A 26,637-nucleotide genomic window follows, 5' to 3' on the forward strand; every position below is an offset into this window, starting at 1 on the left:
ATAACTAACTTATTAATATATTATAAATATTTTTGCATGAGGATAATACAATATCTATTGATTACTAAGTATACTTCCTATTAATTAAATTCATATTATTTATCTTTCAGAAATTGAAATTCTTTCTGTATTCAATTTATATTAAAGAAGATTTAACATCATAGGAATATGTTACTTCCTCTTTTAATATCATTGATTCCCCAATTCATGAATGATAAACGTAAAAGCGATAGACATTAAATTTCTATCGCTCTTATATTTTACAATATATCACATATGTTTAATGCAGCTTAATTCGACATTTTTACATTCAACTGGGAAAAGTCGAAATATGCTGTCTCCTCTACCTCTTCAATAACAACTTTCTTTCCCACATTTTGCTCGACAACATAATCTAGCAATTTGGAGGAAACTTTTTTCTTTTCATTCTCCTGAAGTACATAATCTCTAATATCAAACTCTACACATTTATTATACTCATAAACAAATACCTTCATTAGAAGTATTGTTCCATAATATTCAGAACCAGTAATGTAAGATCCATTTAAGCCAGGATATCTCTTATCATACTTCCATTGTTCTTTCTTTGGGATTCCTTGCGTTAAATAAGAGATTTTATTGTCCCTTCTCTCAATATTCACGATTCTTCCTTTAAGTCTACTCGACATTCTAAACAACCCCCTATGTAATAGTTATCATCCAGTGGTGATGTACTAAAGATAGCACAATAACAAATATGGAACTAAGTACGATTTTCGGGAAATTTTACGTTATCTAAGTATTTATCATAGAAGGATCTAACAATTTTTATTTTCTTATTATTCCACTCTTTATCATACGTTATCGTGTCAAAGAGATTATACTTTTGCATTAAATGCTTTTCAACATGGGATAAATCAAGTTCTCTATATGCTCTATCAATTCTATCCTTAAAATGTGTGACTAAAATTGCTTTTTGATATAACACATGTACTAGCTGTGTATAAGTTGTTTGATTACCATTTATTAGCTCCGCAATATAAGCATGTCGATGCTTAAGAAATCTATTAGCACTTTGAAAATTGATATCTACAATCGCTATATTAAAAAGCACTGCAAAATTTTCAATATTATATTCTCTAAGATTCTGTTCGTCTATATATGTAGCTATTCTATACACTAGCTCAGTAAAATAATTCCTCTCGAGATCATAGAAGTTAATTAAATGATAAAAAAAATTATCTGCCTTCAAAACCTTTTTAACATCGAGATAATAATTGTCCATCGCTTTAAACATTTCAATAAAGCGTTTATTAGATATTTTTTTACTACTAACAATTCTCTTAGTTGTAATACTCTTTAATAATTCAAGCTGTTGCATCGTTATTAATTGAAAAATATCCAATTCACTTAAAGAAAGACCAGCTATTTTTTCAGTTATATTTTCTGTTACATGAACCTTTAAACCAAAAATTTGATTAAAATCAATACCTTTCTCTGTTAAATTCTCTATTTTATTCTCTTTGTAATAATTTGAAAAAGATAGTATCCGTTTTAATTGCTGATAATCTGAATCAAACGTTTCTCCAGGTTGAATATAAGAACGCAATGAAGATTTTTTACTACTAATTAAATACACTTCTTTATATTTCTCAAACAGTATTTGGGTAACAAAGTCTTCAAACTCAATAATCCCACTAAATATATACTCAAAGCCCTCCTCATTCATATATTCACTTATTATCGTCTTTATACTGTTTCTAAATGAATTTATTTGCAAACTCTCACCCCTTATCTTCTTCCTCTCCATAATTTTAAGTTATTTAGATATATATTATAAGTACTTTGCAATATTAATAATTTAAACTTTCAACCGCATTTCTACAAATAGCATTTTCAGCTCACGTAAAGTGTGAAGTTACAGCTCATGTTTATGTCTTTCAAAATTTACTTCTATAAATAAAAACGTATAATCATAACTTTAACTAGATATACACCTTTATTGTAAAACTTATAACAAAATTATAACTACACACCAATTCCTTCCCATACCTATTAAACTAATATTTTGAGAAACCTTCATAACAAAAAAAACTAATTTTTACATTTATTTATGAGAGTTCAGCTTTTTTCGTTTTGAGGTATTTCCTTTTCTTACCTTGACTGTGATGCCTACTTACATCAGAATCTAAAAAATTAATAAAAACGAAGCGACTTATTTTAATCGCTTCGTTTTCTCAACTCATAATTTTTCCAAAATAATAACGAAAATAAATTATTTCCTTTTGATTTTTCTCCAGTCTAATTAATTTTTCCCTAGTCTAATTAATTTTTCCCTAGTCTAATTAATTTTTCCCTGGTCTAATTAATTTTTCCCTGGTCTAATTAATTTTTCCTTTTTGACAGTATCCCTACATAACCCTCTTAAACATCTTCTCCAACTCATAAGTAGAATGATGCACAAGAATTGGTCTTCCGTGCGGGCACGTGTATGGGTTTGTTGTTGTACGAAGTTCTTCCAGTAAAGCAAATATTTGATCGTTTGTTAAATATTGATTAGCTTTAATGGACGCCTTACAGCTCATCATGATGGCTGCTTCTTCACGTAGTTTTTTAATATCAACTTTTTTTAGTTTGACGACTTGTTCCATCATTTCGTCGATAATTTCTGTTTCTTGTCCTTTTGGGAACCACGTTGGATGTGAGCGGACGATAAAGGATTGATGACCGAATTGCTCCAAAAATAGTCCAACTTTTTTTAGTTCTTCTAGTTGCTCTTCGACACGTAAAAATTCGGTAAGAGATAAATCAATACGGTATGGTACGAGTAGTTCTTGTACTTCTTGTGCTACTCGTCCTACTTTATCACGGAAGTATTCATAATTAATACGTTCCTGCGCAGCATGTTGGTCAATCATATATAAGCCTTTATCATTTTGAGCGAAAATATATGTTCCATGCATTTGTCCAATTGGATAAAGTGGTGGTAAGTCATTACCGTTCATTTCGATCTCTTTGATTTCCTGAACTTCTTCTTCCAATTCCTCTAATTCAAAGTCTTCATCGTTACTGTCCCACGATTTCTCTTCTCGAATCGGTTCTTCTATTATCGATTTTGTAGATGGTTGCCAACTTTGTTCTTCCCTTACGAGCGATTGTGGTGGTTGCCATTCTTGCTTCGGCGGTTGCCACAGTTGTGCTGGCTGCTTCACTGCCAGCGGTTCTTCTTGTTTTTCATCCATGCCTGTCGGTAAAATAATTTCCGGCATAGATGGCTCCTTCGGCTTCGCATGCTCAAACTTGAACTGTTCTTGCACACTTTCATCTTTTTCTTTTTTCTTCGTTGTCACACCCGCATCTGGAATGAGCTGTATTTTTTTGAATGCTGCTTGCAATGTTTCTTCGATAAGCTTTAGCAATTCTTGTTCTTTACTAAAACGAACTTCTAATTTCGCAGGATGTACGTTAACGTCAACTAGCATTGGATCCATTTCAATCGATAAGAAGCCGATTGGATATCGTCCGACTGGCAATAATGTATGGTATCCTTGCTGAATAGCTTTCATTAATACGAAATTTCGAACGTAACGACCATTTACAATCGTTGACATATAATTTCGAGATGCTCTCGTTACTTCTGGTAATGTTACATAGCCTTTAATTGTGAAATCTAAAGATTCCGCTTCAATTGGAACAAGCTTCTTCGCAACTTGAATGCTATAAATCGATGCAAGTACTTGTCTTACATCACCGTTTCCTGATGTATGAAGCAATTTCTTTTCATTATGAAATAGCTTTAACGATACTTCTGGATGTGACATTGCAATACGATATACGATATCTGTAATATTACCAAGCTCTGTATGAATGGTTTTCATATATTTAAGACGCGCTGGTGTATTAAAGAATAAGTTTTGTACTGTAATATCTGTTCCTTTTCGGCTCGCTGTTTTCTCCTGCTTTATAATGTCTCCACCTTTAATAATAAGGTGCGTACCAGGTGCATCACCTGTGCTAGTGATTAATTCTAATTCACTAACTGAGGCAATACTCGGCAATGCCTCACCGCGGAAACCGAGTGTCCTTATGCGAAACAGATCGTTTTCATCTTTAATTTTGCTCGTCGCATGTCGTTCAAAAGCGACAATACAATCTTCTTCTGCAATACCATCACCGTTATCAATGATACGAATTTTCGATAACCCAGCTTCTTCTAAGTGGATTTCAATAGATGTACTATTCGCATCGATAGAATTTTCCACAAGTTCTTTTACAACTGAGGCAGGACGCTCTACTACTTCCCCTGCCGCAATTAAGTTTGAGAGTTGGTCATCGAGTTTGCGAATTTTCCCCATCTACTTACTCATCCTTTCTTTAACTTTTTCTGTAAGCGATACAGTTCATTCATCGCTTCTAAAGGTGTCATATCAAGTAAATCAATTTTTTTAATTTGCGCAAGTACTGCCGTTTCTTTTGTATCTAGAACTGGCTTGTCTTGTTTTTTCGGAGACTGTTCTCCACCAAAGAATGATAGTTGTGATTCTTCTTCATTCTCTACCTTTGTTTCTTCTATTTCTACTGGCGCTTCTTTTACAACTACAGGTTCTGGAATTACTTCTTGCTCTTGCATTTTCACTTCTACACGCTTTGGAATAATAATTTCTTCTTGTCCTTCTAATTGCGCTAACACTTCTTTCGCACGAGCAATTAAGCTATCTGGAAGCTCCGCAAGTTGCGCAACGTGAATTCCGTAACTTTTATCTGCTGCCCCGTCTTGAATTTTATGAAGGAATACTACTTTTCCGTTCTCTTCAATAGCTGAAACGTGTACATTCTTCAGTTGATCCAAACTTTCTTCTAGCACTGTCAATTCATGATAATGTGTAGAGAATAACGTTTTTGCACCAATTTGGTCGTGAATATGTTCAATGATCGCTTGTGCAAGTGCCATACCATCATACGTAGATGTACCGCGTCCAATTTCATCGAATAAAATTAAACTTCTTTCTGATGCGTTTGCAATGGCATTTTTCGCTTCTAACATTTCGACCATAAATGTACTTTGACCTGAAATTAAATCATCTGCTGCGCCAATTCTCGTAAAGATTTGGTCAAATACAGGTAATACTGCTTCTGTTGCTGGTACGAAACAACCGATTTGCGACATAACTGTTACAAGTGCTAATTGTCTCATATACGTACTTTTACCAGACATGTTCGGTCCTGTAATTAAAAATACATCCATATTCTCTGGCATAATACAATCATTCGGTACATACAATTTCCCGTTCAATACTTTTTCTACGACAGGATGACGACCATCTTTAATAAAGATTTCGCGCTTCGTTGTTAGTACAGGTTTTACAAACTGTTCTTCTTCACTCACTGTCGCAAAACTTTGCAGTACGTCTAATTCACTGATTACTTTCGCTAGATGCTGTAATTTCGGAATAAATACTTTTACTTCTTCACGAAGTGCTGTAAATAGATCATATTCTAGTTGTACAATTTTTTCTTCTGCTTCTAAGATTAATGTTTCTTTTTCTTTTAGTTCATCTGTAATGAAACGTTCCGCATTAGCAAGCGTTTGTTTACGCTCATAGCGGCCTTCTGGTAATGCTCCAAGGTTTGCTTTCGTTACTTCAATGTAGTACCCGAAAATACGGTTGTATCCGATTTTTAACGATTTAATTCCTGTAATATCACGCTCTCGTTTTTCAAGCTCAGCAATCCACGTTTTTCCGTTTTTACTCACGTAACGATATTGATCAAGCTTGTCATTATAACCATCTTTAATAATATCTCCATCTTTAATAGAAAGTGGTGGATTTTCTTGAATACTTCTTCCTAGTAATTCTGTTAAGCTCTCACATGGATCTGCACCTTGAATTAATCTCGCTGCATACGCGTTATCTAACAAACTAATCGCTTCTAAAATAGCTGGCACTTGCAGTAACGAGCGTCTTAACTGCAATAAGTCCCGTGCATTCACATTACCAAATGCAACTTTCCCTGCTAAACGTTCTAAATCATATACTTCTTTTAACTTTTCTTTTAAATCTTCACGCAAGAAGTAATCATTTACAAACGTTTCAACCATTTCTAAACGCTCTTCAATTCGTTCCTTCTGTATAAGTGGACGTTCCATCCACTGTTTTAACATACGACCACCCATAGCAGTCTTCGTCTTATCTAATAGCCATAATAATGATCCTGTTTTTTCTTTCGTTCGAAGTGTTTCTGTCAGCTCTAAATTTCGCTTTGAATGCACATCAATCTTCATAAATTGATTCGTATAATAAATTTCCACAGGCTGCAAATGATCTAATGAACGTTTTTGCGTTCTTATTACATAGTTAAATAAGCGCCCAACTGCTTTAATTAACTTTGCTTGTGAAACATTTTTCACAAGATGTTCTAATCCTTCAGGAATTGCCGTTGCATCTTCATATGAAATCGTCATTTTTAACGTTTCAGTTAACTTGTTTAGTTCATCTTTAGAAAAGGAAGAATCTACAACAATTTCTTTCGAACCAGTTGCATACACTTCTAATAAAATATCTTCTACTGAACCAGTCAATAACGTTACTGTATTTTGCCCAGTCGTTAAATCGTTACAAGCTAACGCATATGATCCATCTTCAAAATGTGTTAACGCGGCTAAAAAGTTATTTTCTTTCTCATCAATCGTACGCCCTTCCATCATCGTTCCTGGCGTAATTAATTGTACGACTTCACGGCGCACTACACCTTTAGCTGTTTTTGGGTCTTCTACTTGCTCACAAACCGCTACTTTATATCCTTTTTCAACAAGTTGTTCAATATAGTTTTTAGCCGCATGATACGGTACACCACACATCGGTATACGTTCACTACTACCACCGTCTCGGCTCGTTAATGTAATTTCAAGTTCGTGGGCTGCTTTAACCGCATCCTCAAAGAACATTTCATAAAAATCACCTAAGCGGAAAAATAAAAAGGCATCTTGATAGTCTGCCTTAACTTTTAAATATTGCTGTATCATAGGCGTATATTGCGTCATACTTATCCTCCATAATTCTTACATAATAATCTATATTCATATATGTCACATTTCACGGACACTCTTATCTCCTATTTCAGGAGTCTTTCTTCATTATAGCACATTTCATTAGCAATCATGTTCATCTAAGCACCACTTATGTAAAGTAAAAAGCTAGGAAGAACTTCTCCCTAGCTTTCTATTACTCTTCTTCTGCATCAACGATAAAGTTCGGATCTAACTCTTCAAACTCATCATCTTCAATTTGGAAAGCATCATCTGATTCTACACAACCTTCAGGGTTTACACTTACACAAATTTTCGTTTCGCCAACTACTTCTGTTACAAATTCACGTTCTACCGTTACAACAATTTTATTACCATTTGGTGATACAAGAGCTTCTAAACAATTTGGTGGCTGAATGACACGAGCAATAATTTCTAAATCATCACCAGAAAAGTTTTTATCACGATATCCAATGCTTACTTCATCTGTGTAGTTTACACGTTCTGTTACAACTTCTGTCTTTGTATTGCCATCGAATGAATACCAAGTGTTCACATCGTAGAAACCTTCAATTTCCACATGTTTTCCATTCTTTCTTGCTTCGTACGAGTGGTTAATTACCCAGCACCCTAAAATACTTGTTGGCTCATTATTCGATTCACATGTATGCGTTGACTTTGTATACTTACGTCCTTTTCCAACCACTGCTTTTGTAATAATCTCTCTAAATTCGGACATTCGTAACCCTCCTCAATCACTATTCACTTAATCATATGCGTGACAATAGCGGAATGTGTCATTCTTTTTTTGAGAAGAACTTACGTTTAATCCACTAAAAAAAGAGATGTCAATTCGACATCTCTTTAACAACCACAATTTCCTTTTTTACTTTCTACCGCTGCGCCCGTTTCACCCTTCAATACATCGCCATTAGTTGAAATTAATATTTCATCTGTTACGTTGTTAGAAATCGTACTTGCAACTAGCTGTAGTAAGTCATTTACATATGTTTGTGAAGATTTAAATTCTTGTACAACTGGGATACTATCTAACTTATCTTGCAGGGCATCAATTTCAGCTTCTACTTTTTTCAAAGCTTCCCATTTCCCGTAATGTTGCAAGTTTACTGCTTGTTTTTGCAGTGCTTTAATTTCATCAATTGCGCGCTTCACATTTTCATTTTTATGAATTTGCGCCTCTGCTTTCTTAAAGAAATCAACTTCTTCTGTTTCAGAAATCATTTTTGCTAATTCTTTCGCTTGCTCAACAATTTCATCTTTCGAATATACTTTCATCTATTATTCCACCTCAATCGGCTCTTCAACTAATTCTCCGTTAAGAGACCAAGTTTTTGCATCCGTTACTTTTACTTTCACAAGCTGACCAATTAAAGACTTTGGAGCAACGAAATTTACAAGTTTATTCGTACGAGTATAACCTGCAAGTACTTCTGGATTATTTTTACTTTCCCCATCAACTAACACTTCTACAATTTGACCTTTATAACGATTATTCTTTTCAATTGCCAATTTATTTACTAATGCATTTAAGCGTTGCAGACGTTCTTTCTTTACTTCCATCGGTACATTGTCTTTCATTTTTGCAGCTGGTGTACCTTCACGCGGAGAATAAATAAAGGTAAAGGCAGTATCAAACCCTACTTCACGATATAACGACATCGTTTCTTCAAATTGCTCATCTGTTTCATTCGGGAAACCGACGATAATATCAGTTGTTAATACCGCATTTGGAATTGCTTCTTTAATTTTTCTTACAAGCTCTAAATAATGCTCACGTGAATATTTACGCGCCATAATTTTTAACATTTCTGTGCTTCCAGATTGAACTGGTAAGTGAATATGTTCTACTAAGTTGCCACCTTTTCCAAGCACTTCAATTAAGTGATCATCGAAATCGCGTGGATGGCTCGTTGTAAAACGAATACGGGCAATATCAACTTTACGGAGTTCGTCCATTAAATCGCCAAGACCGTATTCTATATCTTCAAAGTCTTTACCATATGCATTTACGTTCTGTCCAAGTAACGTAATTTCTTTATAACCATTCGCAGCTAAATGACGAATCTCTTGGATAATGTCTTCTGGACGTCTGCTTCGCTCTTTTCCGCGTGTATACGGTACGATACAATATGTACAGAACTTATCACAGCCATACATAATATTTACCCAAGCTTTAATATCACCACGACGTACTTTCGGAAGATTTTCAATTACGTCTCCTTCTTTGGACCAAACTTCAACTACCGTCTCCTTCGAGAACATTGCATCTTTTAGAATGTACGGTAATCTATGAATATTATGCGTTCCAAACACCATATCTACATGCTGATTTTTTTGCATAATTTTATTTACAACTGATTCCTCTTGGGACATACAACCACATACACCAATTAAAAGATCCGGATTTCTTCGTTTTAGTGCCTTTAAATGCCCTAGTTCACCGAACACTTTATTTTCAGCATTTTCACGAATAGCACAAGTATTTAATAATACTACATCTGCTTCTTCAGTTGAAAAGGTTGGTTCATATCCAAGTGCAGTGAAAATACCTGCCATTACTTCTGTATCATGCTCATTCATTTGACAACCATATGTACGAATATAGAACTTTCTTCCTGTACCGAAATTGCGAAACTCTTCAGGTAAGCCAAAATCCCGTTCAATTTTAACTTCTTCTTTCCCTCGTTTTTTCGCCTCTTTTAAGGAAGGTGGTTGGTATACACTTTCAAAGTATTTACTATAATCTTTCTCTTCTTTTTTCTTAGAGGAATTTGCTTGTTGACTTGCTAATCGTTGTTGCTCGTTCATCGGTAATCTCCTTTCACCCTTAACTATACACACTTTATAGTCCATTTTAATGCACTTAGACCCACCTCAAAAATGGTTAGATAGCTTGAGAGATAACTTGTCCTTTGAAACTTGAGTAACCAATCTAATCATCTATAAGAATGAAGTCTTCCCCACACAAATAGACATTCCCTTTTTATATTTCTTTTTGTCCTACTAAAAAGCATATTGCTTTATCCCTATAAACATTACCATAGTATGAAGCGTTTCGCCAATTTTAACAAAAAATTGGCGCTGTCTTATCTTACATTTTATTAGCAATGAACTTGCCATTTCCATACAACGATTTACATATTATTGTACCATTCTGAATTTTCTAAGTAAATAAGACTACCTTATTTTCACTCATAAAAAAAGGTTGCCAAATGGCAACCTCCTCTTCTTATATTACATAAATTCAGCAACAAGTTCATCAAACATTTTCTGATCCATATTTAAATCAGATTGCACTAAAGGCTTCTCACTATATCCTTTTACTAGTTCTTGGTATGAAGGTTGCGCTGTATTTTGATAAATTAAACCTGTTACTAATCCGTTATTTTCCATTAATGTTTGCATAGCCATCATGCGATTAGACGGATCATATCCCTCTACTGTACTTAGTTTTGTTAAATTCTCTTTAAACCAATCGTAAGTATTTACTTTATTGTAAGTAACACATGGGCTGAACACGTTAATTAATGAAAATCCTTTATGATTAATACCAGCTTCAATAATTTGTGTTAATTCTTTTAAATCACTTGAAAAGCTTTGCGCCACAAATGTCGCACCAGCTGTTAAAGCCATTTCCATAACATTTAGTGACGGTTCGATTGAACCTTGTGGTGTACTTTTCGTTTTGAATCCAGCTTCACTACGTGGTGAAGTTTGCCCTTTTGTTAATCCGTAAATTTGGTTATCCATTACGATGTACGTAATGTCAATGTTACGACGAATAGAATGGATCGTATGTCCCATACCAATCGCAAATCCATCACCGTCACCACCTGATGCGATAACTGTTAAATCACGGTTTGCCATTTTCACACCTTGCGCAATTGGAAGGGCACGACCATGAATACTATGCACACCATATGAATTAATATATCCTGAAATACGACCTGAACAGCCGATACCAGAAATAACAGCAAGTTCATCTGGATTTAGGCCAACGTTAGCTGCCGCACGTTGAATTGCAGCTTGCACTGAGAAGTCTCCGCAACCTGGGCACCAGTTTGGTTTTACACTGTTACGAAAGTCCTTAAATGTTGCCATTTAATACAACCCCTTTTTTGCATTCGTTGTAAATCTCTTTCGGCAAGAATGGGTTCCCATCATATTTTAAAAGACTAGAAATTTTCTCACCGTTACCAAGATTCATTTTCATAATGTTAGCAAGTTGACCTGTTGCATTGTTTTCTACCACTACAACACGCTTCGCATTTTTCACAAGTGGATCGATTTCAGCTGTTGGGAACGGGTGAATTAAACGCACATGAGCATGGTTTACTTTCATACCCTCTTGTTCTAAGCGTTCCATTGCTTCTTCGATCGCACCACGAGTTGAGTTAAATCCAACAAGCAATACGTCTGCTTCTTCATGCTTAACATTTTTATAAACAGGGGTATTAAACTTCAAGTTCTCCATTTTACGGAAACGTTTGTCCATTTGATCTTTACGGTTTATAGCTGATTCAGATGGTTTACCCGTTTCATCATGTTCTACACCTGTAACATGGTGAACACCATTTTTCATACCAGGTAAAACACGTGGTGAAACGCCATCTTCTGTTACTTCATAACGCTTGAAGTATGCTTTATTTTCACGTTCTGGTAATTCCGCTTCTAAATCAAGCTTACCGCGACGAATTTCCACTTTATCTAACTTAAGTGGTTCTACTGTCTGTTTCCCTAAAGAAAGCTGTAAATCTGTTAAGAAAATAACAGGTACTTGATATTCTTCAGATAAGTTAAACGCTTCTACAATATCATAGAAAGCTTCTTCCACTGTACTTGGCGCCATTACGATTTTTGGAATTTCACCGTGCGTACCGTAAATCATTGCCATTAAATCAGACTGCTCTTGTTTCGTAGGTAATCCTGTACTTGGGCCACCGCGTTGTGTATCAACAATTACTAATGGCGTTTCTGTAATACCTGCTAAACCGATTGCTTCCATCATTAAGGATAGACCTGGACCAGCAGATGCAGTTAATGTACGAACACCAGCATAGTTTGCACCGATTGCCATTGTACAAGCTGCGATTTCATCCTCAGTTTGGATTACTGTTCCGCCGACTTTTGGCAATTTTTTAATTAAGTATTCCATAATTTCTGATGCAGGTGTAATTGGATATGCAGACATAAAGCGAGCACCACCAGCTACTGCACCAAATGCAATTGCATCGTTCCCAATCATAAACATGCGTTTCTGACCATCAGCTTTTTCAAGCTGCATCATGTTTACTTTTTCACCTAGTAACTCTTTCATATATTGAGAGCCGCGCTTAATTGCGTCCATGTTTTTTTGAACGACTTGCTCTCCTTTACGACCAAAGATCTCTTCAACAACATCTAAATAAGCTGTTTCATCTAATCCTAATACCGCACTTGATGCTCCAACAGCAACCATGTTTTTCATTAATGATGTGCCTAATTCTGAAGCAATATCTGTAAACGGTATCACATATAGATTTACATCTGTATTGTCAGGTATTGTCGGATTAAATTTCGCATCTGCAACTACAATCCCACCTGGACGTAATTCGTGGAAGTTAAAATCAATTGTTTCTTGATCAAAAGCAATTAAAATATCTAAATCATCTGAGATCGCGCGTACTTCTGTTGTACTTACACGAATTTTATTATTTGTATGGCCGCCTTTTATACGTGATGAGAAGTGGCGGTAACCGTATAGGTAATATCCTAATCGGTTTAATGCAATACAGAAGATTTCTCCTGTACTTTCAATTCCTTCACCTTGTTGGCCTCCAACTTTCCATGAAAGTTGACTAATCATCTCCTACACCCCTTTTGGCTGCATTCATTGTAGTGTATTTTTTTACAGTAATAGTTTAGCATTTTTTATGCAAATAAACTACAATGGACGCAAATTATGCCTCTTCTGATTTCCCTGAATCTTTAGTATAAAGCTATTTTGTTTTTCATTCTAGTATTAGGTCTTAAAAAAAGCAATAATATCAAATGAATTAATTCTAATTTTTCTGGATTTTTAAAACAAAAATTTTAAAAGCTTATATGTTCAACAAAATTATCATATAAAAATCGCTCTACAGTAGATGCAGCATAGTGTTTACAAAGCTCGTTAATTACATTTTCATAATCTCCATACGCTGATACATCTACAACCGTTTCTAATATCCCATCAAAATCCGAACCAAATCCTATATTGTTCTCTCCCCCCAACGAACAAATATATTCGATATGTCTTATTATATCTGTTATATTCGCTTGTTTTTCACTTGTTAGGAACTGTGGTACAAAAGTAACACCAATCACGCTATTTCGCTTTATAAGAACTTTAAGTTGTTCATCATTTAAATTACGTGGATGCTGACAAAGTTTCCTACAATTTGAGTGGGAGGCAATTGGATTTCTTGCAATTTCAATCACATCCCAAAAACTTCTTTCATTCAAATGAGAAACATCAGTCCATACATGTAATGTATTAAATTCTTGTACAACATGTTTACCAAAAGTCGTTAAACCCGCCCCACGCGTCTCTAGCGCACCATCAGCTAATAAATTGGCATAATTCCATGTTAGTCCAAAAGAACGTACTCCTAGGCGATAAAACAACCGTAATTTCATTTCATCTTTTCCAAGTGCTTCGCATCCTTCTAGTGTTAATATTGCTCCAATCTCGTCCTGTTTTAACATGTTCATATCATCTTTTGTCCGAATAAACTTTACACCCGGTAGTGATAAAATTTCATTATAAAAAATATCTACCATTTGTAATGCCACTTCAAATCGTTTTTCATACGCCACTGTTTCTGGAACATATATAGCAAAACATTGTATACTTCCTTTTCTTCTCTTTAACTGTTCAAACGTAATATGTAATTGCGAATCATGTTTAAAATCCTTTTTCCCCTTCGCATTCCATAACTGAAAGAGTACATCACAATGGGCATCAAATATTTTCATTTCCATTCCTCCATTATAAAAACAACCTGTTTGCATACTGCAAACAGGTTGTTTAAACTTAACGAGGTTCTACAATTAATTTTATTGCTGTACGCTCTTCCCCATCAATCATAATATCCGTAAACGCTGGGATACAAATCAGGTCCAAACCACTAGGCGCTACAAATCCTCTTGCAATTGCTACTGCCTTTACCGCTTGGTTCAATGCACCTGCACCAATGGCTTGAATTTCTGCTGTTCCGCGTTCGCGAATAACACCTGCAAGTGCACCAGCTACAGAATTAGGGACCGACGTTGCTTTAACTTTTAATATTTCCATTCCGCGTTTCCTCCTCGTTTCTATAAAAAGTATTAGCAATTATTTCACTTTAACTTATATTCACGAGGAATGACACGTATTCCTGCTAAATTTCTGTAATTTTTCTAAAAAATTAAAAAATAATAACTTATCTAAATTTTAATGGAAATTACTCAAAAAATGGCTGATCATCATTAATTAAGATACGCTCAATTTTCTTAGCTTTTCCTGTATTAGGATCCACATCAATTAGCACTGCACTTAATTGTGTTCTACCATTTGTCACTTCAAATCGTACTGGTAAGTTTGTTAAAAACTTCTTCAATACTGCTTCTCGGTCCATACCTAAAATTCCATCGTACGGCCCTGTCATACCAACATCTGTGATATATGCCGTTCCGCTTGGTAAAATGCGATTATCTGCTGTAGGAACATGCGTATGTGTACCTACTACCGCTGTAGCACGACCATCTACATACCAACCTAACGCTTGTTTTTCGCTTGTAGTTTCCGCATGGAAATCAACAAAAATAATATTCGTACGTTTTTTCGCAATGTTAATTAATTCATCCACTTTACGGAATGGACAATCAATTGGAGGAAGGAACGTACGTCCTTGTAAGTTAATAACTGCAACTTCTGTTCCATTACAGTTCACAAAAATAAGCCCTTTTCCTGGAGTTCCTTCTGGGAAGTTAGCTGGTCTTGCAAGATATTTTGCATCATCAATAAATTCAAATACTTCACGGTTATCCCAAGCGTGATTTCCAAGTGTAACCGCTTGTGCTCCGCATTCTAAAAAGTTACGATATATTTTTTCCGTAATTCCACGTCCACCTGCTGCATTTTCTCCATTAATAATGGTTACTGTAGGTGTATATTTCTTCTTTAGTGCCGGTACGTATTGTTGAATCATACCTCTACCAGGAGATCCTACTACATCCCCAACAAATAATATTCTCATATGTCTTACCCTTCCTATGTACTACATTTTTTATTACTATAGCTTCAAGTAATTATCTTACAATATATTTATTATAAGTTTGTTTCACTTGTATGCTAGGTATAACTAATTTCCTTTATTTTAACCAATTCCAACACAAAAAAATAAAGTGGTGTTTCACCACTTTATTTTGCGTATTCCACTGCACGTGTTTCACGAATAACAGTTACTTTAATATGCCCTGGGTAATCCAGTTCATTTTCAATACGTTTTCGAATATCACGAGCTAAACGATGAGCTTCTAAATCATCAATTGTATCTGGTTTTACCAGAATACGAACTTCTCGTCCTGCTTGAATTGCGAAAGATTTTTCTACGCCTTCATAAGACTCTGAAATCTCTTCTAACTTTTCAAGACGACGAATATAGTTCTCAAGTGTTTCACTACGAGCTCCAGGTCTTGCAGCTGATAATGCATCTGCTGCTGCAACTAAAACTGCAATGATAGAAGTTGGTTCTGTGTCTCCGTGGTGAGATGCAATACTGTTTATAACTACAGGATGCTCTTTATATTTCGTTGCAAGTTCAACACCAATTTCAACGTGGCTACCTTCTACTTCATGGTCAATCGCTTTACCGATATCATGTAATAGACCAGCACGTCTTGCTAGTTTTTCATCCTCACCAAGCTCTGCCGCCATAAGTCCAGTTAAATATGCAACTTCCATAGAATGTTTTAAGACGTTTTGTCCGTAACTTGTACGGTATTTTAAACGACCTAAAATCTTAATTAAATCTGGATGTAATCCGTGAACACCCACTTCAAACGTTGTTTGCTCTCCGACTTCGCGAATATACTCGTCCACTTCACGTCTTGATTTTTCGACCATCTCTTCAATACGCGCTGGGTGAATACGTCCGTCCTGTACTAGTTTATCAAGAGCGATACGAGCTGTTTCACGACGAATTGGATCGAATCCAGAAAGGATAACCGCTTCTGGTGTATCATCGATAATTAGGTCAATACCTGTTAACGTTTCTAACGTACGAATATTTCGACCTTCACGCCCGATAATACGTCCCTTCATTTCGTCATTTGGAAGATTTACAACCGAAACGGTTGTTTCAGCAACATGATCAGCTGCACATCTCTGCATTGCAAGAGATAAAATCTCTTTTGCTTTCTTATCTGCTTCTTCTTTCGCACGAACTTCACTTTCTTTTACCATTACGGCAATTTCATGAGAAACTTCACTTTCTACTTTACCAAGAATAATTGCTTTCGCTTGTTCGCGTGTCAGATTGGAAATGCGCTCTAATTCTGTTTGTTGCTTTTGAACTAACTCTCCCACTTTGCTTTCCAACTCTTCAATCTGTTGTTGTCTCGCTACAAGAGAATCCTCTTTCTTTTCTAACTGTTGCTCGCGTTTATCGAGCGTTTCGTCTTTACGATCAAGGTTCTCTTCTTTTTGCATTAAACGATTTTCTTGTTTTTGTAATTCGCTTCTACGGTCACGAATTTCTAATTCAGCTTCTGTACGAAGTGTATGAATTTCATCCTTTGCTTCTAAAAGCGCTTCTTTCTTAAGTGCTTCAGCCTCACGATTCGCTTCGTCTAGAATACGTTTCGCTTCATTGGCTGCACCATTAATCTTCGCTTCAGCAATAGACTTTCGAACAAAAAAGCCAACAACTGCACCGACTGTTGCAAGCAAAATGGAGATGAGTATCCAAACTGTACTACTCATGATTTCACCTCCCCTTGCTATGAATGAAAAAAGACTGTCGGCATGTACATTGAATACCAACATACAGCAAAGACCGTCGTCCCGCTTTTTTAAGGGACTTTCTTCATTTCACAATTAAAATGTCATATTATTATTTCGGCAAGATTTAAGTCTTACTCCGAATATTACTTCTCTTCTTGAGAAGAGTGTTTCGTATATAAGAAAAAATATACATTCTCATTGTATCTATCGCAATTTTCATTGTCAAGCGTTGTCTACTTTTACTTTCTTTACCTTCAGCTCTAATTTATATAGGAATGTAAAAAGCAGAGAGCATATTATCCTGGAAAACCTTAGTAAATTCCAGTTTATTCATGTAAAACACGCATATATCCCTCTGTACACATAATGTTTTAGATGGATTAAATATTTTATCTCCAACGATATACAACGCTTTCATAATGATACAAAAATAAAAGACACGAAGCCGTGTCTTTTATCCCACTTTAATCAAGAAGACTTGGATCTTCCATATCTTCAGCACCTGAATCTTCGCTAATTCCGTGATGCTCACGAATAAAGAAGGCAATTTCTTCTCTTAAATCCGTATTTTCTTTTAAGAACTGCTTCGAATTTTCACGACCTTGTCCTAAGCGTTCTTCATTATAAGAGTACCAAGCACCACTCTTTTGAACGATATCAAGTTCAGAAGCCATATCTAAGATTTCACCTTCTCTTGAAATACCTTCTCCGTACATAATATCAACTTCCGCAACACGGAATGGTGGTGCCACTTTATTTTTAACTACTTTTACTTTTGTTTTATTACCAACAATGTCGTTACCTTGTTTTAATTGCTCCGCACGACGTACTTCAAGACGAACAGTTGAATAGAATTTCAACGCACGACCACCTGGAGTTGTTTCTGGCACTATCTATAGATTTTCCATCTCTATAGTCCGGACTATCTCTTCATCTCTTTACAGAGAGCCTTGCACTTCCAGCAGTAGCCTATCATCTGCCGTACCCTACTCAGTTAACTAAAAGTCCTTTTCGGTAGTCTCTACACCTTCCCCATATCACTATGGAGCTTGGCACGGTATTACCCTAAATAATGGTGGGCTTCACCGTTAGCAACTATATGAATAGTTACACCCTTAGGCAATAAGGTTCACAAGGTTTTTTAACATGCTATCACTAGCAAGGGAAACCCATGGTAAACTCCTTAATCTTTACGATTAAGCAACTTGTAGTTGATTTCCGAACATAACCCCAACTTTTTCACGAATTTGGTTAATAAAGATTGCGATTGTTTTTGATTTATTGATTGCACCTGAAAGTTTACGAAGTGCTTGAGACATTAGACGAGCTTGTAAACCTACGTGTGAGTCACCCATGTCTCCTTCAATCTCAGCTTTTGGTACAAGAGCTGCTACAGAGTCAATTACGATAATATCAACCGCACCACTTCGTACAAGTGCCTCTGCGATTTCTAAACCTTGCTCCCCTGTATCAGGTTGTGATAATAGTAATTCATCGATGTTAACACCTAATTTTTGTGCATATACAGGATCCATTGCATGCTCAGCATCGATGAATGCCGCTTGTCCACCTTGGCGCTGTACTTCTGCAATTGCATGTAATGAAACTGTTGTTTTACCTGAACTTTCAGGTCCGTAAATTTCGATAATACGGCCACGTGGGTATCCGCCTACTCCTAGTGCCACATCTAGTGCTAAAGAACCACTAGAAACCGTAGAAACTTTACGCTCTGCTTGTTCTCCTAATTTCATAATTGAACCTTTACCGAATTGCTTCTCTATTTGTTTTAACGCCATATCTAACGCTGCTTGACGATCACTCATTCAAAATTCCTCCTTAACTGAATTGCTAATCTTATTATACCTATTTTCAATTCAATTTGCCAACAAAAATCGAACATTTATTCGATTTTTTTATTTTTCATTAAATATAACCGCATTTAACCATTAAAAAAAGCTAAAAGAGACTTATATCTCTTCTAGCTTTTTATACAAATGATAAAATCCATATTTTGCTGAGCGTTCCCTAATTTGTTGACGACTTCCGCTTAAATTTAGAGGAAAGACTACAGTTGGTTCATCTTTAATCGCCAATCCAACAAATACAGTTCCCGGCTCTTTATGTTCTGAAGCATCTGGTCCTGCTACCCCAGTGAAACTAATTCCGATATCCGCTTTTAATAATTCTTTAACATTTTCAGCAAGATAACGAGCACATTCTTTACTAACTGCACCGTCAGTAGACAACACTTCCTCAGGTACATGTAATACATGTTGCTTCACATCATTATGATAACAAATGACACCGCCTTTAAATACGGAAGATACACCAGCACTTTCTGTTACTTGATTACCGAAGAGACCACCTGTTAAACTTTCCGCACACGCTAAAGTTAATCCTTTTTTCTTCAATAACTCTATCGCCTTATAATGCAGAAACTCTTGGTCATACCCGTAGAAAAACTCTCCTACTCTTTCTAAAATCAAATCTTCCACATGCTGAATGAGTTTCTCTGCTTCATCAACATTTTGATGTTTAGCAGTTAAACGTAATGTCACTTCTCCATCATTGGCAAGCGGGGCAATTGTCGGATTCGTTTGTCCATCAATTAAATCTTGAACTTTCACCTCTAATTGAGATTCCCCAATTCCGAAGAAGCGAAGCACGCGAGAATAAATGTTTTCTCCTGTTGTAAAGTTACGTAAAAAAGGCTCTACATAACTTACATACATTGGCTTCATCTCTTTCGGTGGTCCTGGTAATAAAATATAAACTTTTCCGTTCTTATTTAACCCCATACCAGGTGCCATACCGTGATCATTTGCAAATACATTTGCCCCATTCAAAACGAGTGCCTGCTTTTTATTATTTTCAGTGAACTCACGACCTGTACGCTTAAAATAATCGCTTATTAATGCTAATGCATTTTCGTCATATACAAGCTCTTCCCCTAAGCTAGACGCAATTGTTTCCTTCGTCAAATCATCTTTTGTCGGGCCTAATCCACCTGTAAAAATAAGCATGTCCGCACGCTCTTCTGCAACTTCAATCGCCTGCTGTAATCGTTTGTTATTATCTCCAACTACAGTATGGTAGTACACATTAATGCCAATTGAAGCTAACTTTTCAGATAAAAACTGGGCGTTTGTATTTGCAATTTGTCCAAGTAATAATTCTGTTCCAACCGCAATAATTTCAGCATTCATCCCAATTCCCCCATAAACTTCTATTTTGAGTTTACAAAAGCAGCTCTATTTTTCCAGAAATAATCCCATCCTGAAATAACAGTAAAAATTAATGCAATCCATATAAAAATATCAGCAACTGGAATATGGATTAAATTTAAAGGCACATCGTGTAATAAATATGCCGCAATCGCGATGATTTGTGTCCACGTCTTAATTTTCCCTAGTTGATTTGCCGCAACTACTTCCCCTGTTCCAGCAAGTACAAGACGTAAACCAGTGACCGCAAACTCACGGCTTATAATGACAATAACGATCCAAGCAGGTACGTATTGCATCTCAACTAACGTGATAAGTGCCGCTGAAACAAGTAATTTATCAGCTAACGGGTCAAGGAACTTCCCTAAATTCGTTACAAGATTATACTTTCTTGCGTAATGTCCATCAATCCAATCTGTAGCCGAAGCAACAATAAAGATAAGCGCTCCTACTAAATGTTGAATTGGTAAATCAACATCACCAATTGTGTATGAACCCCAATCAAAGGGCGCTAACATAATTACCATAAAAATTGGAATTAAGCAGATTCTAGATATTGTAATTTTATTTGGTAAATTCACAGCTATTCCTCCATCATATCAAAAACATTTGTTCATTGAAAAAAGTCATCGAAGCGATGACTGTTATTGTGCAGGTTGCTCTATCCCTAGATTTTTAATCAAGAATTTTTGATGATAATTCTCTTCTGGATTCAACGGGAATGTAACGACTTGGCCATTTAATTTAAATTCAACATTCGGTGCACTTCCTATATTAAGGTTTACCACTTTCGCTGTTGATAAATCATATTTTTGAGTTTGGCCTTCCTCTATTGTTCCACTAAAGATATCATTTCCTGCCTCATTTTTAATACCTACATAACTTGCGCCTTTTGTTGTAATTTCTAGTTCTAACGTTTTATTATTATGAATTTCCAAAGTGGATTCCTTACCAGTTGTCCCAATTACTTTGATTTCTTGTTGTCCCGTTTGTTGCGCTGGTTGTTCTTCTTTCTTTGGCTCTTCTTTTTTCGGTTCTTCTTTTTTCGGCTCTTCCGCTTTCACTTCATCTTTCTTCGTATCTAACGGAGAGTTTTCCGCTTTTTTAACTTCAATTTTCTCGCTTTGAGCATTCGGAACTTTCTCATCATCTTTTCCAGTCAACGCTTGGAAAACAAACCAAATTACTACTCCAATTGCAATAACTAACAGCGCAACTAAGATTTTTGGCATATGATCTGCAATTGGCCATGATGAAGACTTTTGCATTGTTTCTTGCGTTTTTTGTCCAGTTGATACTTGTGGAACGTCACGTTTTTCAGATTGCGGTATCGTACTCTGATATTCCACAAGCAGTTCTTCTCCATTTAATCCAACCGCATCTGCGTATTGTTTAATGAATGCACGCGCATAAAAAGCTCCTGGCAATACATCATAATTGCCTTCCTCAATCGCTACTAAATGGCGTTTTTGAATTTTTGTAATCTCATGCAGCTGATCAATAGACAAGCCTTTCGTTCCTCTTGCTTCTTTCAGCTTTTGTCCTAATTCTGTCACTACTAACACCTCAATATTTCTTTAAAAGTCAAACATAGAGAAATTATTTTGCGTACCTTGCTCAATTTCATCTACTAAATTATATTGAATCTCTTCATCATAATCGTTACGCAACTCGATAATATAATCAAAATCATCCAATGTGTATTCTGACTGACTCACAAATACGTCAGGATGTTCCACAACTTTCGTTGCAGGCAATCTCATAATTTCACGAACAAGCTGCCAATGCCTTTCGTTAGCACGCTTTGTTGACACGATTCCATCTAAGATGAAAATATTGTCGTCGCTATACTCATCTTCAATCAATTGACTACGAACAGTTTGCTTAATAAGAGTAGACGATACAAATAACCATCTTTTATTTGCACAAACACTTGCGGCAACAATGGATTCTGTTTTTCCAACACGAGGCATTCCTCGTATACCAATTAGCTTATGGCCTTCTTTTTTCATTATTTCAGCCATAAAGTCTACAAGTAACCCTAATTCATCACGCACAAACCGAAATGTCTTCTTATCATCTGCATCTCGTTGTATGTACCTACCATGTCTAACCGCTAGCTTATCTCTTAGCTTTGGCGGACGATATTTCGTTACCGTTATGTTATCCATCGTATTTAAAATTGATTCAAGTCTAGAGATTTGCTCTTGATTATCACACATAAGGAGTAATCCACGCCTTGCATTATCTACACCATTAATTGTGACAATATTAATGCCGAGCATACCGATTAACGAAGAAACGTCACCAAGCAAGCCAGGTCGGTTTTTATGTATTTCATATTCAAAATACCATTCAATCATCCAAGATCACTCCCCTTGCTTACTTTACACCTACGTACTATATTATATGATTTCACCTTAATAGGGAAGCTAAATGTATAATCTATCCCTTTCAATTATTATACAAAAAAAATAGAGAGGAGAATCTCCTCTCTATTTTTTACTTATGTTGTACAAACTTTACCATTAAGTTTGCGATTGTATGTTGCTCTTGTTCGTCAGCAACTTTCCAAAGCTCAGCTAATAGTTTCTCTTGATCGTTGCGTGCTTCTACTTCATTCGCTAAATAGTCACCAACACGAAATGCCATATCTGATACAGCACCACCATCAAGACCTTTTCCTTGCGCTTGCTCTAAACGTTCTCCTAAAAAGCTCTTCCATTGATCAAAATTATCTAAAACTGACATGTGTAAGCACCTCACTACTTAGTAATAGAATCATGCTTAATTTGTACAGTTTTTCATTTTTTATGTAAGAAATTTTTAACAATGCCAACCGCCGTTCACTCCGATAATTTGTCCCGTTATATAAGATGCACCTGGAGATACAAGAAATGACACTGTTTTTGCTACTTCTTCTGGCAATCCCAGCCTACCTAACGGAATCTCTTCTGCAATTTCATTCTTATCCTCTTCTGAAAATACGTTTAACATTTCCGTTTCAATTGCACCTGGCGCCACCGCGTTCACCCTTATTCCACTTAATGAAACTTCTTTTGCTAAAGCTTTCACATATGAATTTTGCGCACCTTTTACCATCGAGTAAAGCACTTCACATGATGCACCAATTTGTCCCCATATAGACGAAACAAGTACAATATTACCGCTTCTCCGCTGAATCATTGAAGGCAGTGCCATTGATAATAATTTATAGATACTCTTCACTTGAAGTTCTACCATATCATTCAATTCATCGTTCGTTACATCTGTTACGAGTCCAAATATACTCTTCCCAGCTGCATATACGATAACATCAAGAGGATGTTCAATTTGTTTCCACAATTGCTCTGCCCCATCAGTAGAAGCTAAATTCGCTTGAACAGGAATTACTTCATCCCATTCTTTCTGTAACTCATTCACTTTCTCTTCACTGTTATTATAATGAACATATACTGTATATCCATCTTGAATTAATTGTTTCGAAATAGCAGAGCCAATCCCTCCGCTTCCTCCAGTTACTAATGCATACTTTTTCATACTATTCCTCTCTTATCTCAAAAAATCTTTTCCCCACAAATAAATAATACCCTCATCTTACAATTTATCAATGATAAGATGAGGGTATTATTGTGAAACCTTTTATTTTTTCGGTAAAACTTGACAAACGCTCATTTTTTCTTCTGATAATAATAATTTTGCTACTTCTTGTAAATCTTGAACCGTTAAACTTTCTAATACAGTCAATGCATCAAACAGACTCGACTCATTAAACGCATATCGTGTAAATTGATTTGCAATATATTCTGGTGAATTCAAGGAGCGTAAAAAGCCACCTATTTTCTTTTTCTTTACTCGTTCTAATGCCGCCTCATCTAATTGATCATAATTTGTGTTTAATAAAATACCTTTCAAACGCTCTTCCAGTTCATCAGGTTGCTTCGTATCGCCGCCAACCATTGCAAAACCGAAGTTATTCTCTTCCGTATAATCATACGAGAACGAATCATCAATGAGTCCTTCATTATATAAAGATTCGTAATGAACAGAACTTTTCCCAAATAAATAATCTAAAAGTAACGTAAGCGCAATTTCTTGTTTTAAAAGGGCTTCTCCTTTTTCTTTTAAGTTTGTCGCTTTAATACCAACTAAACATTTCGGTGTTTGTACAGGCATTGAAATAATTTTCTTCTTTTCATTTACCTCATCTGGTTCTTCTTCGAATGAACGTACTATTTCCGGTTGATTTTTATAATCTTTTTTCGCTTGATTTTCACGTATCAAATCCATCGTTTTCTCTGGATCGATTGCACCTACAACAAACATTAACATATTACTTGGATGATAAAACGTTTCATAACATTCATATAGTAGGTCTTTCGTAATTTTACTAATAGACTCGATTGTACCCGCAATATCAATTTTAATCGGGTGCTTTACAAACAAGCTATCAATTAACCCAAAATATAAGCGCCAATCTGGATTATCTTGATACATTTGAATTTCTTGCCCAATGATACCCTTCTCTTTTTCAACTGTTTTTTCAGAAAAGTAAGGCTCTTGTACGAAATTTAACAATGTATTTAAATTTTGTTCTACATTTGATGTACATGAAAAAAGGTAAGCTGTTCTTGTGAATGATGTGAAAGCATTTGCCGATGCCCCTTGTTTACTAAACAATTGGAACGCATCGTGATCTTCTTTTTCAAATAATTTATGCTCAAGAAAATGAGCAATCCCATCCGGCACACGAATCATCTCTTCTTTACCTAGTGGTACGAATGTATTATCCACAGAACCATATTTTGTCGTAAACGTTGCAAATGTTTTATTAAATCCTTGCTTCGGTAAAATATATACATCTAATCCATTAGGAAGTTTTTCATAATAGAGTGTCTCTTTTAATTGCTCATAAACAATTTTCTCCATTTATTCTCCCTCCGTTCCTTGTAAAAAGTAAATTGTATCTAGTTCAATATTTTTAGCAACTTTCACAATCTCTTCTTTCGTCACACTTTCAATACCTGTAAGCCATTCTTCAACCGGACGCGTACGATCTGAAATAATACCATGATACAGCATTTCCACAAATCCGCGCGGTGTATCAATCGCTTCTAATATTTGATTTCGAATGACACTTTTCGTTTGATGCATCTCCTCTTCAGAAAAATCACCATTTTGCATTGCAAGCATTTGCTCTTTAATAATCTCAACCGCTTTTTCATAATTTTTCGCTTCGATTCCTGACATGACAAATAATAAACCTTTATGACTTTCAAAGCGAGATGCTGCGTAGTACGCTAAACTATTTTTTTCACGAACGTTAACGAATAACTTCGAATGAGAAAATCCTCCAAACAATCCATTGAACAATTGCAGTGCAAAATAATCTTCATCTTTATACGTAATAAACGTACGATAACCGATGTGTAATTTACTTTGTTTTAATTCTTGTTTTTCCACAACTTCTTTTTCTTCATTATTTCTCTTATGAAGAAGTACATTTCTTTCTCTCGCAGGACGCGCTGAAATAGAAAAATACTTACTTACAAGATCCACTGCGTTTTCTGAAATATCACCAATAATGTATAGATCCATTTCATCCTCTGCTAACACTTTTTGATAATATTGATACAAACTTTCATTTGTAATAGAAGAAACACTCTCTTTTTTCCCATTTGCGCTTAAACGATACGGTTCTACTTTGCACATTTCTTCAATTAAACGCTCGTTTGCATAACGCATTTTATCATCATAAGTCGCTTCAATTCGTTGCAAGAGCGCTCTCTTTTCACTTTCCACGATAGAAGGTAGAAAACCATTCCCCTCTGTCGCTGGATGCAAAACGATATCAGATAACATAGAAAGCGCTTTTTCAAATAACGGTGGTGCATCATGTAAATATACTTCATTTGCAATGTCTACATAAATAGAGATAATATGGTCTTCTCCTTTTTTACTTACATCTACTGCCAAAGAAGATCCATATAATTCTTCTAAATATTGACGAAGACGAATTACAGAAGGAAGCTTTTCTGTCGCACTTTGCAATACGTATGGCAATAGGGCACGCTCTGTCACCGTCTCCTCATTTAAAGGTGCTTTCAAACGAAATACAAATGTATTTGTTTTATATTTATCAGTTGGAATAATATGTACTCGTAAACCACCTAGCTCATGTAACTGTTGTTCCATCAGTTTCATTTATAGCCCTCCTTTACGTATATAGGAATATTCCTCTTCAATATACAGTTTTTAGAAATAAAAAATCAACTTTTCTTCCTCACTATACTTACATTAGGCCCTTTCTAAAAACTGTAATATGTAAGGAACATAGTAAAATTCCGTATTAAATATAGTCTATGTAAAAAAGCCCGCAC

Annotated in this window: 21 protein-coding genes and 2 pseudogenes; all 23 read right to left on the bottom strand. The window is 35.6% G+C overall.

Annotated features, from left to right (window positions below):
- Positions 1–290: 290 nt before the first annotated feature.
- The 23 genes and pseudogenes from RTP99_RS07920 to yfmF all read right to left on the bottom strand — a co-directional run bounded on the left by RTP99_RS07920 (position 291) and on the right by yfmF (position 26,461).
- Positions 291–668, bottom strand: a complete 378-nt coding sequence (locus tag RTP99_RS07920) for a hypothetical protein (RefSeq protein ID WP_095843108.1) — start codon at positions 666–668, stop codon at positions 291–293.
- Between the two features lie 74 nt (positions 669–742).
- The gene (locus RTP99_RS07925; RefSeq protein WP_095843109.1) at positions 743–1,759 is read right to left on the bottom strand and encodes a hypothetical protein; all 1,017 of its coding nucleotides are present in this window, start codon (positions 1,757–1,759) and stop codon (positions 743–745) included.
- Positions 1,760–2,390: 631 nt separating this feature from the next.
- Complete coding sequence (gene mutL / locus RTP99_RS07930; RefSeq protein WP_000516452.1) at positions 2,391–4,334, bottom strand: DNA mismatch repair endonuclease MutL; 1,944 nt, start codon at positions 4,332–4,334, stop codon at positions 2,391–2,393.
- An 8-nt stretch (positions 4,335–4,342) separates the two neighbouring features.
- Positions 4,343–7,021: a DNA mismatch repair protein MutS gene (mutS, locus tag RTP99_RS07935; RefSeq protein WP_000196017.1), complete on the bottom strand. Its 2,679-nt coding sequence runs from the start codon at positions 7,019–7,021 to the stop codon at positions 4,343–4,345.
- Between the two features lie 181 nt (positions 7,022–7,202).
- A complete protein-coding gene (gene cotE / locus RTP99_RS07940; RefSeq protein WP_001288798.1) occupies positions 7,203–7,745 on the bottom strand; it encodes an outer spore coat protein CotE in 543 nt (180 codons plus the stop codon).
- Between the two features lie 125 nt (positions 7,746–7,870).
- On the bottom strand, positions 7,871–8,302 hold the full coding sequence (locus tag RTP99_RS07945; protein ID WP_000870462.1) for a YlbF/YmcA family competence regulator: 432 nt from the start codon (positions 8,300–8,302) through the stop codon (positions 7,871–7,873).
- Positions 8,303–8,305: 3 nt separating this feature from the next.
- Positions 8,306–9,835: a tRNA (N6-isopentenyl adenosine(37)-C2)-methylthiotransferase MiaB gene (gene miaB, locus RTP99_RS07950; protein WP_001005374.1), complete on the bottom strand. Its 1,530-nt coding sequence runs from the start codon at positions 9,833–9,835 to the stop codon at positions 8,306–8,308.
- A gap of 426 nt (positions 9,836–10,261) precedes the next feature.
- Complete coding sequence (locus RTP99_RS07955) at positions 10,262–11,128, bottom strand: 2-oxoacid:ferredoxin oxidoreductase subunit beta (RefSeq protein WP_000190154.1); 867 nt, start codon at positions 11,126–11,128, stop codon at positions 10,262–10,264.
- Entirely contained in the window at positions 11,115–12,872 is a 1,758-nt protein-coding gene (locus tag RTP99_RS07960) for a 2-oxoacid:acceptor oxidoreductase subunit alpha (RefSeq protein WP_000625421.1), read from the bottom strand. The genes RTP99_RS07955 and RTP99_RS07960 overlap by 14 nt, the downstream gene beginning before the upstream one ends.
- A gap of 227 nt (positions 12,873–13,099) precedes the next feature.
- Positions 13,100–14,023, bottom strand: coding sequence for a dipeptidase (locus RTP99_RS07965; protein WP_000688010.1), 924 nt, complete (start codon positions 14,021–14,023; stop codon positions 13,100–13,102).
- A 58-nt stretch (positions 14,024–14,081) separates the two neighbouring features.
- Positions 14,082–14,342 (bottom strand): stage V sporulation protein SpoVS, encoded by a 261-nt coding sequence (spoVS, locus tag RTP99_RS07970; protein WP_000404341.1) that lies wholly within the window; start codon positions 14,340–14,342, stop codon positions 14,082–14,084.
- Between the two features lie 148 nt (positions 14,343–14,490).
- Complete coding sequence (locus RTP99_RS07975; protein ID WP_001221095.1) at positions 14,491–15,285, bottom strand: TIGR00282 family metallophosphoesterase; 795 nt, start codon at positions 15,283–15,285, stop codon at positions 14,491–14,493.
- A 164-nt stretch (positions 15,286–15,449) separates the two neighbouring features.
- A complete protein-coding gene (gene rny, locus RTP99_RS07980; RefSeq protein WP_000099774.1) occupies positions 15,450–17,012 on the bottom strand; it encodes a ribonuclease Y in 1,563 nt (520 codons plus the stop codon).
- 485 nt (positions 17,013–17,497) lie between these two features.
- Positions 17,498–17,920, bottom strand: a pseudogene (locus RTP99_RS07985) (recombinase RecA family protein); the annotation flags it as partial.
- 327 nt (positions 17,921–18,247) lie between these two features.
- Positions 18,248–18,856 (bottom strand): annotated as a pseudogene (recA, locus tag RTP99_RS07990) (recombinase RecA); the annotation flags it as partial.
- 144 nt (positions 18,857–19,000) lie between these two features.
- Complete coding sequence (cinA, locus tag RTP99_RS07995; protein ID WP_000990722.1) at positions 19,001–20,239, bottom strand: competence/damage-inducible protein CinA; 1,239 nt, start codon at positions 20,237–20,239, stop codon at positions 19,001–19,003.
- 20 nt (positions 20,240–20,259) lie between these two features.
- Complete coding sequence (gene pgsA, locus RTP99_RS08000; RefSeq protein ID WP_001052965.1) at positions 20,260–20,838, bottom strand: CDP-diacylglycerol--glycerol-3-phosphate 3-phosphatidyltransferase; 579 nt, start codon at positions 20,836–20,838, stop codon at positions 20,260–20,262.
- 63 nt (positions 20,839–20,901) lie between these two features.
- Positions 20,902–21,813, bottom strand: a complete 912-nt coding sequence (locus tag RTP99_RS08005; RefSeq protein WP_000137481.1) for a helix-turn-helix domain-containing protein — start codon at positions 21,811–21,813, stop codon at positions 20,902–20,904.
- A gap of 21 nt (positions 21,814–21,834) precedes the next feature.
- Entirely contained in the window at positions 21,835–22,620 is a 786-nt protein-coding gene (locus tag RTP99_RS08010; protein WP_000574107.1) for a DUF3388 domain-containing protein, read from the bottom strand.
- A gap of 139 nt (positions 22,621–22,759) precedes the next feature.
- On the bottom strand, positions 22,760–23,008 hold the full coding sequence (locus RTP99_RS08015; RefSeq protein ID WP_000114454.1) for a DUF3243 domain-containing protein: 249 nt from the start codon (positions 23,006–23,008) through the stop codon (positions 22,760–22,762).
- 75 nt (positions 23,009–23,083) lie between these two features.
- Entirely contained in the window at positions 23,084–23,797 is a 714-nt protein-coding gene (gene ymfI / locus RTP99_RS08020; RefSeq protein ID WP_000759611.1) for an elongation factor P 5-aminopentanone reductase, read from the bottom strand.
- Between the two features lie 102 nt (positions 23,798–23,899).
- Complete coding sequence (yfmH, locus tag RTP99_RS08025; RefSeq protein WP_000411947.1) at positions 23,900–25,186, bottom strand: EF-P 5-aminopentanol modification-associated protein YfmH; 1,287 nt, start codon at positions 25,184–25,186, stop codon at positions 23,900–23,902.
- Positions 25,187–26,461, bottom strand: a complete 1,275-nt coding sequence (gene yfmF, locus RTP99_RS08030) for an EF-P 5-aminopentanol modification-associated protein YfmF (RefSeq protein ID WP_000772435.1) — start codon at positions 26,459–26,461, stop codon at positions 25,187–25,189.
- Positions 26,462–26,637: the final 176 nt, after the last annotated feature.

The organism is Bacillus sp. (in: firmicutes), assembly GCF_031983925.1.
Classification (GTDB): domain Bacteria; phylum Bacillota; class Bacilli; order Bacillales; family Bacillaceae_G; genus Bacillus_A; species Bacillus_A pacificus.

Bases quoted from the DNA above. Each gene is read 5' to 3' on its own strand.
- yfmF (WP_000772435.1), bottom strand. From the start codon at position 26,461: ATGAAACTGATGGAACAACAGTTACATGAGCTAGGTGGTTTACGAGTA.
- RTP99_RS07945 (WP_000870462.1), bottom strand. From the start codon at position 8,302: ATGAAAGTATATTCGAAAGATGAAATTGTTGAGCAAGCGAAAGAATTA.
- miaB (WP_001005374.1), bottom strand. From the start codon at position 9,835: ATGAACGAGCAACAACGATTAGCAAGTCAACAAGCAAATTCCTCTAAG.
- RTP99_RS07955 (WP_000190154.1), bottom strand. From the start codon at position 11,128: ATGGCAACATTTAAGGACTTTCGTAACAGTGTAAAACCAAACTGGTGC.
- rny (WP_000099774.1), bottom strand. From the start codon at position 17,012: ATGAGTAGTACAGTTTGGATACTCATCTCCATTTTGCTTGCAACAGTC.
- RTP99_RS07920 (WP_095843108.1), bottom strand. From the start codon at position 668: ATGTCGAGTAGACTTAAAGGAAGAATCGTGAATATTGAGAGAAGGGAC.
- RTP99_RS07965 (WP_000688010.1), bottom strand. From the start codon at position 14,023: ATGAAAATATTTGATGCCCATTGTGATGTACTCTTTCAGTTATGGAAT.
- cotE (WP_001288798.1), bottom strand. From the start codon at position 7,745: ATGTCCGAATTTAGAGAGATTATTACAAAAGCAGTGGTTGGAAAAGGA.
- RTP99_RS08010 (WP_000574107.1), bottom strand. From the start codon at position 22,620: ATGATTGAATGGTATTTTGAATATGAAATACATAAAAACCGACCTGGC.
- RTP99_RS07975 (WP_001221095.1), bottom strand. From the start codon at position 15,285: ATGAGAATATTATTTGTTGGGGATGTAGTAGGATCTCCTGGTAGAGGT.
- mutS (WP_000196017.1), bottom strand. From the start codon at position 7,021: ATGACGCAATATACGCCTATGATACAGCAATATTTAAAAGTTAAGGCA.
- RTP99_RS07960 (WP_000625421.1), bottom strand. From the start codon at position 12,872: ATGATTAGTCAACTTTCATGGAAAGTTGGAGGCCAACAAGGTGAAGGA.
- RTP99_RS08015 (WP_000114454.1), bottom strand. From the start codon at position 23,008: ATGTCAGTTTTAGATAATTTTGATCAATGGAAGAGCTTTTTAGGAGAA.
- mutL (WP_000516452.1), bottom strand. From the start codon at position 4,334: ATGGGGAAAATTCGCAAACTCGATGACCAACTCTCAAACTTAATTGCG.
- spoVS (WP_000404341.1), bottom strand. From the start codon at position 14,342: ATGGAAATATTAAAAGTTAAAGCAACGTCGGTCCCTAATTCTGTAGCT.
- ymfI (WP_000759611.1), bottom strand. From the start codon at position 23,797: ATGAAAAAGTATGCATTAGTAACTGGAGGAAGCGGAGGGATTGGCTCT.
- yfmH (WP_000411947.1), bottom strand. From the start codon at position 25,186: ATGGAGAAAATTGTTTATGAGCAATTAAAAGAGACACTCTATTATGAA.
- cinA (WP_000990722.1), bottom strand. From the start codon at position 20,239: ATGAATGCTGAAATTATTGCGGTTGGAACAGAATTATTACTTGGACAA.